Here is an 11,570-nt window from a genome sequence, read left to right as displayed (position 1 = left end):
TGGCTCACCCATATATCAATAGTCCTATTGCAAATTAACAATTTTCTCCCCTGATAATATTTTGATGCACATTCCTGGCCGGTGTTTATTCGTTAACCGACGTTGGCTCAAAACTCTATTTGCTGTCGGTCTAACCCTAGCGGTCTGGATTGGTCATAGTCCCTTTATCCCTGGGATGGCATCGGCAGCGAGTTTCGCTAAAGAGATGGCTATTCAAGCCGTTCAAGCGGGGGTCGATGATTACAATTCAGGCGACTATTCTGTAGCTATTGAGCATTGGCTGGAAGCCCTCAATGGTTACCCTGCTGAAGATCCGGTGCCTGAGAAAGCTGTGATTCACACTAACCTAGCCAATGCCTATCAGCAGCTAGGACAACCCCATAAAGCCCTAGGGGCTCTGATTGAGGCGGGAAACATCTATGACCAGTTAGGCATGGTGGCAAGGATGGGGCGAATACAAACTGAACAAGCCCAGATTTATGCCAGCTTGGGACAATACCGGCGAGCAATTGCACTGATCTGTTTACCTCAAAATGTTGATACTCAAACTACCAACCCTATAGATGTAGATGAGCCACCGAGCCCTGTCACCCTGTTCCAAAACTGTGTTGAAGATGGAGCTTACCCGCTTGCGCTCTCCACTCAAGATCTAGCAGGACAGGTTGCAGCCTTGGGGAGTTTGGGGGATGCCTACCAGCTTCAAGGCGACTATGGGAGTGCGGTGGTAATTCTCACCGCTGGTCTTCACTTAGCTCATCAGGGACCCCTCTCAGATGCCTATGAGATTCCGATGCTGAATAGCTTAGCCAATGCCTATGGTAGACAGGCTCTACTCAGCTATCAACGGGCTGAGGCGGCTAAAAGTCTGACCTTTGTCAGTTCTGCCCAGGGGCTGAAAGTTAAAGGTGATGGGCAGTTTGACAATGCTATCAGCTATGTAGAAGAGGCTCTGCTTTTAGTGCAGCAGCGGTTTGTATTAATTGACGAGCCCCTAACTGACGGACGTTCTCTTATACCGTTATTAACAGATGAACTGCGTACCCAGCTAACGCTGTTAAAACTTTCCCAAAGAAGACATCCTGTTCCAGATCTCTCCTTAACACAGCAACGGATTGGTCAATTATTACAACAATTACCCAATTCCCGTGAGACCGCCTATGCTGCCATTGCCCTAGCAAAATCGTATCAAGAAAATCTACAGGCCTTTAGCTGTTTTTCTCCAGGAACTGACTCTATCGTCCGTACGGTACTAGACCATGCCCAGATAATTGCTAAAGATATCGATGATTTTCGGGCCCAATCCTTCGCGACGGGGCAGTTAGGCCATTTCTATGAATGCCAAGCTCAAACATCGTTGTCACCGACACAAAAGCTCACCTATCAACAAGAAGCGCTCAGGCTCACTAAACTAGCTGAGTGGCAGGCCGATGAGGGACGAGACGCTGCTGATAGTCAATATCTGTGGAAATGGCAAGCGGGTCGCCTCTATGAGTCCCAGGGCGACTACACCCAAGCGATGGCCAGTTACCATCAGGCGATTACAATCTTGGACAGTATTCGTGACGATATTTTAACGGCCACTCAAGATCTACAGTTTGACTTTCGTGATGCTGTCGAGCCACTTTATCGCAGAATGATCAGGCTCCAGCTTGAACTAGCGGACAATACCTCTTACCAACTATCAGTAGAAAACGGAAACGACGATGTTCCTCTCAATAGTCTAGAAGGTGCGTTACAGACCGTAGACTCTCTCAGATTAGCTGAATTGCAAAATTACTTTGGGGATGATTGTTTACTCAGTCCAATCCGGCAAGAGCAGGTGATTGGGCTAATTAATCAAAATACAACCTCTGCCGTGATTAGCTCCATTACGGTGGGTGATCAAATGGCGCTGATCTTGACTGTGCCGAATGCGGCGGCGCAGCTGACCTGGGTGCCAGTCAATACCGAACGTCTGGTAAAAACAGCCATCGACTATCGGCAAGGTTTAGAAAGATCCCATGATCGTACCTATGACTATCATTCTGCTGCACAGCTTTATCAGTGGATCATTACTCCCTTTGATGAGGTTTTAGCAGAGGCCCATGTTAAGACCCTCGTTTTTATCCAAGATGGCATCCTTCGCAGCATACCCATGGCGGCTTTATGGGATGGCGAGCAGTATTTAATTGAGAACTATGCGATCGCAACTGTCCCATCACTGACCTTAACCGAGCCAGAAGCACTGCGACCAAAAGAGCTAGAGGTCTTAACCTTAGGCTTTAGCGATGGTTTATGTGATGAAAATGGTAGTAACTGTGAATACGCACCGATCTGGCATGTGGAACAAGAACTTCAATCTGTTAGACATATTTTTCCGGGCAGTCCTGCCCCACTTCTAAATAGAGAATTCACATCAGAAAATCTGGCCAAAGCATTAAAAAAGAACCACTATTCCCTATTGCATATCGCCACACATGGAGAGTTTAGTGCAGACCCTGACAGCACATTTATTGTGACGGGTGATGGCGAGAAACTTACCTTTGGTGCATTAGAGCAATTAATTCGAGATAACTCATCCAATACTCATCCGATTGAACTGATCGCCTTGACAGCTTGTGACACCGGGTTAGGCAGTGATCGTTCAACCTTAGGGTTAGCGGGTGTCGCACTTCGGGCTGGAGCCAGAAGCGCGATCGCGTCTCTATGGCTGATTGATGATGCCATCACTGCCGATATTATGGGTCACTTCTACCGCAACCTGAAAGAGCATCCAAACCTCAATAAAGCCCAAGCCTTACAAGCAGCCCAGATAGCAGCCATTCAACGGGATGGTCATCCTGGAAATTGGGCTCCGTTGATTCTGGTGGGTAACTGGCTATGAATAACTCAGCCAATGCTCCTGGGTGAATACTTATATTAATCATGTTCATGTTGCGCTTTATCAACTTAAGCTGTTACTTTCCTGCCCGTTCTAGGTAGTCTGAGAGGGATAACTACCGATTCACGACTCAAATACGGGAGTGTTAGCGATGAAGTACGAAATTCGCTACAAACCAGCGTTTGCCACCTTATTTGTCACCTTACAGCCGGGAGAGCGTATTTTTGCCGAGGCGGGAGCGATGGCGAGCATGGACGGGCAAATATCCATGGGTACAGGCTTCTTTGGTGGCCTGATTCCAGGGTTGCTCAAAGCGTTTTTCGGTGGCGAATCCCTATTCCTGAATCACTTTGCTAATCGAACTAATAATCCCCAAACGCTGGTGCTCACCCAGTCAACCATTGGCGATATTGCCCGCATGGAGCTGAATGGTAATGAACTGTGTCTGCAGCCTGGAGCCTATATCGCCCACAGCTCAGGCGTTAAGGTAGAACTACAGTGGGCCGGCTTCGCTAGTTGGTTTGCTGGCGAAGGGTTATTTAAGCTCAAGCTAGGTGGTCGTGGACTCGTTTTCTTTGGTGCCTATGGTGGCCTTTCGGAAGTCACTGTCAAAGATGAATTTATTGTCGACAACGGTCATCTCGTGGCCTACGAACCAGGCATCAAGATGAACATTGGCTTGTCGGGAGGTATGGTGGGCTCCATCACCTCTGGAGAAGGGTTTATCAACCGGCTCCAGGGTCGAGGAAAAATTTATCTCCAGTCCCGCAGTATGGATGGGTTGGTTCGCTTCCTCAGGTCGAAGCTGCGGTAGAGAGTGCTGGATAACATCTATATAACCTGGAAAGAGTATGAAGCTTGAACTGTTACATCAGCCGGATAGTGCGATCGCAAAAATCTTCATGGACCCCCAAGAAGAACTCATTGCCGAAGCCGGGGCCATGGTCGCCATGAGCGGCTTTGTGAACGTTAGCACCACACTCCGCAAAGGTAAGGGGGGCGGCGTCTTTGGTGGCTTAAAGCGCATGCTAGCTGGAGAATCGCTGTTCCTGAGCGTTTTTCGCTCAGGAAATAGCTCGGCAGAACTCTATCTTGCCCCCAAACTAATCGGCGATATTCTTCCCTATACCCTCAAAGAAACAGAACTTGTGGTGCAATCCACTGGTTACATGGCCAGTACACCCGATGTTGATATTGACTTAGGCTTCACTGGCTTTAAAAGTCTCTTCTCAGGAGAATCTCTCTTTTGGCTCACAGCTAGCGGCTCAGGCCTATTGTTGCTCAGCGCTTTTGGTGGCATTTACGAAATAGATGTGGATGGAGACTATGTCGTCGATACAGGCCACATTGTCGCCTTTGAGCGTACCCTTGACTACAGCATCTCCAAAGCTAACAAAAGCTGGGCTGGCGCATTCTTTGGTGGAGAAGGATTTGTCTGCCAATTTAGAGGCCGCGGTAAAGTCTTTTGCCAAACCCACAATCCTGGATCATTTGGGCGATTAGTGGGGGGCAAACTGCCTCCTCGTTAGCAGCGTGAGCAAAGCCAAATCCGACCACTGTAAATGAATCAGGAACCAAGCGATATGAGTAATCAAGTCACATATGCCATCGACCATAACCCAGCGTACGCTTCCCTCAAACTTAGCCTGCAGCCCAATCAAACAGTCTCTGTAGAAGCTGGGGCCATGGCAGCTATGGACAGCTGCATTGATATGAAATCCAAAGCAAAAGGCGGCTGGAAAAAAGGCCTTGGCCGCATGCTCGGGGGCGAATCTTTATTTATCAGTGAGTTTACAGCCCAGGGAAGTTCTGGTGATCTATACATATCGCCAGGTGTGCCTGGAGACATTCAACACTATATCTTAGACGGCAATCAAAGTCTGATGGTGCAATCATCTGGTTTTGTCGCAGCTGGTCCAGGCGTCTCCATTGACAGCAAATTTCAAGGCTTTAAAGGATTCTTTAGTGGAGAATCGCTTTTTCTCTTACGAGTTACCGGCCAGGGGGATTTTTGGTTTAGTTCCTTTGGCGCAATTTTAGAAATCCCTGTGGAAGGCAATTATGTAGTGGATACGGGCTATATTGTCGCCTTTGAAGATAGCCTCAGCTATAACGTTGAAATGATCAGTGGTCTATCCTTTAGGGGGTTGAGAACTGGCATTTTTGGCGGAGAAGGTCTTGTGGCTCGCTTTAGTGGCTCGGGTCGACTGTGGATTCAGTCCCGTAATGTTTACTCACTGGTTAACTTTCTGAATCCCTTCCGCCCAACCAAGAGTAATAACTAGATGACCAATGCCCATGGAACTTCCGCCTGGAACAGCGGCGTATAGTGACAAAACACCCCCACCCAGCCATCATCAGCTGTTAGTGTTGTTGGGGTTATTTCTCGCAGGCATCGCTATCGCCATTGCCATTGCCTTCTGGTTAGCAGGAGCTTTGGTATGGTTTATCCCGACTCGTGTAGAGCAACAACTGGGGCGGGCAATTGTGCCCATTTACGCGGCTCAAGCTGAAGTGTCAGCGACACAAGCAACCCTTAATCAGCTATTAGACCGGCTGGAGACGTATTTACCTGCCGCACAGACTAACGGACGGAATTATCAGGTATTGTATGTGCCAGATCAGACCGTGAATGCCCTGGCTATTCCAGGCGATCACATTATCATTTACCAGGGTTTACTCGCCGAAGTAGCTTCTGAAAACGAGTTAATGATGGTCTTAGGCCATGAGCTGGGGCACTTTGCCAATCGAGATCATCTGCGCGGCCTCAGCCGTCAGGTCTTAATTCGTCTATCCCTATCGTCCTTACTCGGTGACTTTGGCTCTTGGGGTTCCATCGCCAGCGCTAGCATTTCTACACTTTCCACTGCTCAGTTTTCGCAACAGCAAGAACAACACGCTGATCGACTCGGATTGACACTGCTTAACCAAGTCTATGGTCATGTTGCTGGAGCCACCGACTTCTTTGACCGGCTCAGTCGATCAGAGCGTCCCGGCTTAGCCATATTAGCCAGTCACCCTCCATCTAAAAAGCGGGTGCGCAATCTTGAGCGCCTGATTGCGCAGCAAGGGTATCGAGTAGGAGACAAAGCTCCCTTACCCGACGCTTTGAGGTCAAATCTTTAGTTATGGGGCTCTTCTTGTGCCTCTTAGGGGACTGAACAAAAATAAAGACTCAGGTTGGGGCTGTCGATGGGTGAATGAGTGATGGGGTAATGGGCTGATTATTTAAGCACAGGCGCCTAAAGAGACTTTCGTTCTCTCTCTAGCTGTCGCTGCTTTATACGTTCGGCAAATCGCATACGCTGTTTCTCAGTCAGTTGGTCGTAACAATTAGGGCATGCCATCCCTGGTTCGTAATAGGGTGATTGCATATCTTCATCGGATATCGGATGTCCACAGCCACGGCACATGGCATAGCTGCCCTCTGCTAAGCCATGCTGTACGGTCACCCGTTGATCAAACACAAAACATTCCCCTTCCCAAAGACTGTCTTCTGGTGGGACCTCTTCTAAATACTTTAGAATACCGCCCTTAAGATGGTAAACCTGCTCAAATCCCTGCTCTAGCAAGTAGGATGATGCTTTTTCACAGCGAATCCCCCCGGTACAAAACATCGCTACTTGTTTATGTTTTGCTGGGTCTAACTGCTGATCCGCATAGTCAGGAAAATCACGAAAAGACTCAGTCTGTGGGTTAGTGGCACCGTTAAAGGTACCGATATCCACTTCGTAATTATTGCGTGTATCAATCACCACCACGTCTGGATCAGAAATTACCTGATTCCAATCTTTTGGGTCCACATACGTGCCGACTTTTTTAGTCGGGCTCACGTCCGGCTGTCCTAGGGTGACAATCTCTTTTTTCAGCTTCACCTTCATACGCGAGAAGGGCTGCTCTGCTGCGGATGAGGTTTTGTGGGTGAGATCGGCTAACCGGGGGTCTTGTTTAAGGTGGGACAGTAACTTTTCCACTGCTTCATTGGTGCCTGCTACCGTAGCGTTAATTCCTTCAAGGGCTAGCAAGATGGTTCCCTTAATGCCTTGCGTTTTACAAAGCTCTGTGAGGGGCTGACGCAATTCAACAAAATCATCGAGCTGAACAAATTTATAGAAGGTAATAACGGTCCAAGGCATGGGAAAGATTTTTGATGCTTGAAATTAGGTTTAGATCGGACTTCAGCAGCTATGGCCAAAATTTCCTGAATATGGTGACATCTCCGTTGGTAAGGCTTTACTGATTCCAGGAAACGGTGCTGCTAAAGCCTTACAACTTTATCCTAAATTTCTAGCAATATTTCCGGTAGACCTCGCTGGCGGCCCGATGTAAGTATGAATGTCGATAGATCAGCGCGTTCATGTCTTTGCCATAGCCACCGCCAATTACGCAGGCTACCGGGTATCTCGCTTTCGCGCAGGTTTCTAAGACATACCAATCACGGCGATATAGCCCCTCATCCGTCAGGGCCAATTTACCCAGACGATCATCCCGATGGGGGTCAGCACCAGCATCGTATAGAACCAGATCAGGCTTTACCTGAGCCAATAGATCGGGCAGATGGGCCTCTAGCTTTGCTAAATATTCGTCATCTTCAGTGCCTTCATCCAGGGGCACATCCAAATCACTGGTTTGCTTACGCCCTGGGAAATTCACTGCGCAGTGCATGGAAAATGTGAATACGCTGGGGTCATCCCGAAAAATCCAGGCGGTGCCATCGCCTTGGTGTACGTCTAAATCAACGACTAGGACGGTTTTAAGTAAGTTTTGGGCTTTGAGAAGACGGGTTGCGATCGCAATATCGTTAAAAATACAAAATCCTGCTCCATATCCTGGAAAGGCATGGTGGGTTCCTCCAGCGGTGTTACAGGCCAACCCTTGATTGAGTGCTAGTTTGGCCGTCAAGATAGTCCCGCCGACTGCGGTGCAGGTTCGTCGCACTAATTCCGCACTCCAGGGCAAACCAATGCGGCGCTGAGCCTTAGCGTCTAATCCGCCATCACAATAAGCTTGTACATAGGGCGAATCGTGCACTAATTCGAGCCAGTCCCTAGGGGGACGTCCCGGCTGATAAATCTGCTTTTCTGAAATGACGCCATCGCGCACCAGCAGGTCCCGCAGCAGCTGAAACTTTGGCATCGGAAACCTGTGCCCTGTGGGCAAAGGCGTCACATAGTCAGGGTGATAAATAACCGGCAGACCCGTCAAAACGCGGTTTACAAGAAAGAACTGATTGAGCGAGTCTGGCGGACATCTAACTTATGGGCCAGACTCCCTTCTTTCCAATCCAGGGGAGACGTTTCATTGTCCGGAACAACGGTCACAGATGGACCAGACGGAGCAGACTGGCTAGTCACAGCAAATGACATTGGTTGTGACGTCATGGGTGCTGATGGCTGAGCAGGTACTTGATGGTGCCCAGGTCTCTGGCCTGACTGCACTGCCATGCCTTTAGGGGCTGAGCGCTGCTGGGCTGCCAAACGGCGGTGTTTACCACGACGTTGCCGTTTACTAACGGTTTTACCTGGGGTTCGTGCAGAGCGTACAGGGCGAGAACCTGCTTGAGGCACAGGAGCGGTTGCAACCCGGCGGCGACTACGACGAGACTCAGCTGTTAACAGACCTTGTTTAGATACCAGCAGACAGCCACCTGCGCAGGTGACGACCATGAATAACAGTGGCCAAGCTGGCATAGCTTGCTCGTTTGCCCCTGGTAACGTCGCTGCCGGATCTCGCTGACTCAGGACACTTTTTTCATTACGAATGCTCAGCCGTGAAAAAGCAGCGGCATCAGGAGTGCTTAGGGGCTGCCCTGCAATGCTGCTATTGACAGGCTCCAGAGTCATCTCACGGCCAGGGTTAGAAAGACCAGCGAGTGCGATCGCAATCATCAATATAAATGTCAGCCACAGGGCAACGACCAGCAGCCATGGCCGCACCCAAAATAGATGTGACCAAAATGAACCCGACTTAGCAGACCTTTTCTGAGGTGCAGTTGTCTTATGAGCTATGGTCCGGGTTGCTTTAGCGGCAGGCGACTTGGGCACAGCCACTTTCTTAAGCTTTAGAGATGAGGGGGGGCTGCCCCGTCTGCTACGGGAAGGTGATACACGTCTCGAAGCACGCTTCATCAGCGCTTTTAACCTTTTAGATAGTTGCTCAGACAAGATTGGATGCCTAGCCATAGCACAACACGTTCCTTAAAAAGCACCCTCACCCTTGGTATTGGACCTAGAATAACGGCATTGTAAGCCTTCTTTATCGCAATGACTAGCTTTACGCTGCAATTCTTCAGATATCCGATACTTTATCGAGTTTCGCAAGTGAGCTATTGCTGTAATTCTAATTCGGACAAATATTGACCTGGATCGCGAGCAATCCAGCCCTCACTAGAATTTGTCCGCACCTCAAAGTACATAAAAGAATCCTGCGACTCACCTGCTACGGTGCCCAATCCAGTCCCTTGGGTAACTGCATCACCAACGGTAAACTCAACATCAGCCAAGTTGCCATAACGGGTCTGCAAGCCATTGCTATGATTAACCACCACGATCAAAGCGCCATTGTGTTCTCCCACAAACGCTACGGTGCCATCTGCAGCTGATGTCACCACAGTCCCTGGTGTTGCCGAAAAAGCAATACCACTGTTAAAAACCAGTTCATCTCGTCGGGGATGAGGCTGCCAACCATAACTCAACACAAGCTTGGCTGGAACGGGCAATGGATACCCTAAGGCAACTGCTGAAGGCGTAGTTTCAGCAGCCATAGTGCCCCCACGATTACCAGCAGGAATAAATACTCGACTGGGTAAGGTATCAGGGCAGCCATTCACCTCAAATAAAAGGTCTGCCCTTGTCCCATGGCGCTCTGCCAATGACTGCCAGGTTTGACCCGCCCCGACTTGGACAGGAACACCATTAAATGGGGGGACTTCGACCACTCCCCCCGTGGGCAGAGCTCCTTGAGCTGGCAATTGTGGATTGATTGCCGCTAATGTTGCCGGGCGTAACCCATACTGTGCAGCCACACCCTCCAGCGTTTCTCCCGCTGTAACACGGTGGTTGGTCATTTGGGAAAGCGCCGCGTCAGGGCACGCTGATGCCTGCAACGGCTTCAGCCAACCCAGGGAAAGCAAACTAAATCCAGATAGGAATAGGAAAAATTTATAAAATCTTTGGAATACATGCATTCTTGGAGCACCCAGGATTACGAACAATAGCAAATCACCATTCCGCAGTGATTGGTAGAGAAATTTACCTGAGCACAGCACCAACATTCAGTACCATGGATAAGTCTGTATCAGGAGTGTGTACTTAAGCCGATACATTTTCGAGGTAATCTTCGCTAAGGTAAGTTCATTAGAACCCTCATCACCTAGAGATGAGGAAGCAGCAATGAAAATTTCTCCCAAACAACTCGGTCTATATGTAGGCCTCCTTCTGGTGGGTAGTGGTGCTGGCTGGGCCAGTCATAGCTACTTTTTCAAGTCGGTTGTCGAGGAACAGGATAGTGAACTACCAATTGCTACTTCGGTTTTGCAGACGGCAACTGAGCCTACAGAAGTTTTAACTCAATCTCCACAGCCCAGCTATCCGTCGGTTGATAATCCTAATTTTATTGCAGCTGCCGCCGAGCAGGTGGGACCTGCCGTTGTACGTATTGATGCTTCACGTTCAGTTAGGGGAGTATCAGAACCCTTTGAGCATCCTTTATTCAAGCGATTTTTCACAGATGAATTTCCGGTGGAACCAGATTTACCCGAACGTCTTGAACAGGGAACTGGCTCTGGTTTTATTATGACGAGTGATGGTCAAGTTATGACCAATGCCCACGTTGTAGAAGGGGCTAAAACAGTCAATGTGACCTTAAATGATGGACGCTCATTTGAAGGTGAGGTAGTCGGGACCGACCCGGTCACCGATGTTGCAGTTGTCAAAATTGATGGTGAGAACCTGCCAACGGCTCCCCTAGGAGCAACGGATAATTTAGCGGCAGGCCAGTGGGCCATTGCCATTGGCAACCCTCTAGGTCTAGATAACAGTGTTACCGCTGGCATTATCAGTGCTATCGGTCGAACCAGCTCCCAAGTGGGCATTTCTGACAAACGTGTGCAGTTTATTCAAACTGATGCTGCCATTAACCCTGGTAACTCTGGTGGGCCACTACTTAATGCCCAAGGAGAAGTTATTGGCATGAATACAGCAATTCGTGCCGGTGCTCAGGGGCTTGGATTTGCAATTCCCATTGAGACGGCTAAACGCATTGGTGATCAGCTGTTTAAAGATGGTGAAGTGAAGCACCCTTATCTGGGAATCCAGATGGTTAACCTTAATCCAGAGATGCGTCAGCGCATTAATGCCGATGAAGATATTGACTTCACTATCGAGGCAGAGTCAGGTGTAATGGTTATTCGCGTCATGGAAGATACACCGGCTGAAATTGCCGGGATCCAACGGGGTGATGTCATCAGCAAAGTGAATGAGGTTGAGGTTGCTACCGCTACCGATGTACAGACTCAGGTTGAGGCTAGTATTATTGGCAAGGCTCTGAAAGTAGAAATTGATCGCAAAGGTGAAGTGAAGACCCTTAAGGTCAAACCTACTAAAATGCCTAACAATCTGCAGTAAATGACTTGCTGTAGTGAGTCCTCGTAATCAAAGTAAATGCTTGCAAGCATTTACTTGCAAACTGGTGGTGAGCTTGAAAACCAAGT

The 11,570-nt window shown here is 48.9% G+C and carries 10 protein-coding genes; 6 read left to right on the top strand and 4 right to left on the bottom strand.

What is annotated here, in order from left to right; all coding sequences use genetic code 11:
- Window positions 1-64: 64 nt before the first annotated feature.
- The 5 genes from DXZ20_RS13755 to DXZ20_RS13735 all read left to right on the top strand — a co-directional run bounded on the left by DXZ20_RS13755 (window position 65) and on the right by DXZ20_RS13735 (window position 5,986).
- Window positions 65-2,863 carry a CHAT domain-containing protein gene (locus tag DXZ20_RS13755; RefSeq protein WP_163698728.1) on the top strand — a complete coding sequence of 933 codons (2,799 nt, stop codon included), beginning with the start codon at window positions 65-67 and terminating at the stop codon, window positions 2,861-2,863.
- A gap of 148 nt (window positions 2,864-3,011) precedes the next feature.
- Window positions 3,012-3,674 carry a TIGR00266 family protein gene (locus DXZ20_RS13750; protein ID WP_163663505.1) on the top strand — a complete coding sequence of 221 codons (663 nt, stop codon included), beginning with the start codon at window positions 3,012-3,014 and terminating at the stop codon, window positions 3,672-3,674.
- 37 nt (window positions 3,675-3,711) lie between these two features.
- The gene (locus DXZ20_RS13745; protein ID WP_163663502.1) at window positions 3,712-4,389 is read left to right on the top strand and encodes a TIGR00266 family protein; all 678 of its coding nucleotides are present in this window, start codon (window positions 3,712-3,714) and stop codon (window positions 4,387-4,389) included.
- 54 nt (window positions 4,390-4,443) lie between these two features.
- Window positions 4,444-5,145: a TIGR00266 family protein gene (locus tag DXZ20_RS13740; RefSeq protein WP_163698726.1), complete on the top strand. Its 702-nt coding sequence runs from the start codon at window positions 4,444-4,446 to the stop codon at window positions 5,143-5,145.
- 13 nt (window positions 5,146-5,158) lie between these two features.
- Window positions 5,159-5,986, top strand: coding sequence for a M48 family metallopeptidase (locus DXZ20_RS13735; protein WP_348918626.1), 828 nt, complete (start codon window positions 5,159-5,161; stop codon window positions 5,984-5,986).
- A 116-nt stretch (window positions 5,987-6,102) separates the two neighbouring features.
- Here the strand turns inward: DXZ20_RS13735 and trhO are convergent, their stop codons facing one another.
- The 4 genes from trhO to DXZ20_RS13715 all read right to left on the bottom strand — a co-directional run bounded on the left by trhO (window position 6,103) and on the right by DXZ20_RS13715 (window position 9,992).
- Window positions 6,103-6,996 carry an oxygen-dependent tRNA uridine(34) hydroxylase TrhO gene (gene trhO, locus DXZ20_RS13730; protein ID WP_163663496.1) on the bottom strand — a complete coding sequence of 298 codons (894 nt, stop codon included), beginning with the start codon at window positions 6,994-6,996 and terminating at the stop codon, window positions 6,103-6,105.
- A gap of 151 nt (window positions 6,997-7,147) precedes the next feature.
- Window positions 7,148-7,996, bottom strand: coding sequence for a histone deacetylase family protein (locus DXZ20_RS13725; RefSeq protein ID WP_250564906.1), 849 nt, complete (start codon window positions 7,994-7,996; stop codon window positions 7,148-7,150).
- Window positions 7,997-8,073: 77 nt separating this feature from the next.
- Window positions 8,074-8,904 carry a hypothetical protein gene (locus DXZ20_RS13720; protein WP_250565754.1) on the bottom strand — a complete coding sequence of 277 codons (831 nt, stop codon included), beginning with the start codon at window positions 8,902-8,904 and terminating at the stop codon, window positions 8,074-8,076.
- A gap of 281 nt (window positions 8,905-9,185) precedes the next feature.
- Window positions 9,186-9,992 carry a LysM peptidoglycan-binding domain-containing M23 family metallopeptidase gene (locus tag DXZ20_RS13715; protein WP_163698720.1) on the bottom strand — a complete coding sequence of 269 codons (807 nt, stop codon included), beginning with the start codon at window positions 9,990-9,992 and terminating at the stop codon, window positions 9,186-9,188.
- 259 nt (window positions 9,993-10,251) lie between these two features.
- Here DXZ20_RS13715 and DXZ20_RS13710 point away from each other — a divergent pair, with 259 nt between their 5' ends.
- A complete protein-coding gene (locus tag DXZ20_RS13710) occupies window positions 10,252-11,484 on the top strand; it encodes an HhoA/HhoB/HtrA family serine endopeptidase (RefSeq protein ID WP_163663488.1) in 1,233 nt (410 codons plus the stop codon).
- Window positions 11,485-11,570 lie beyond the last annotated feature (86 nt).

The sequence above is a fragment of the Adonisia turfae CCMR0081 genome, assembly GCF_011009555.1.
Classification (GTDB): domain Bacteria; phylum Cyanobacteriota; class Cyanobacteriia; order Phormidesmidales; family Phormidesmidaceae; genus Leptothoe; species Leptothoe turfae.
The sequence above is the reverse complement of the archived record's forward strand: the minus strand, read 5'-3'. Positions and strand labels throughout refer to the sequence as shown.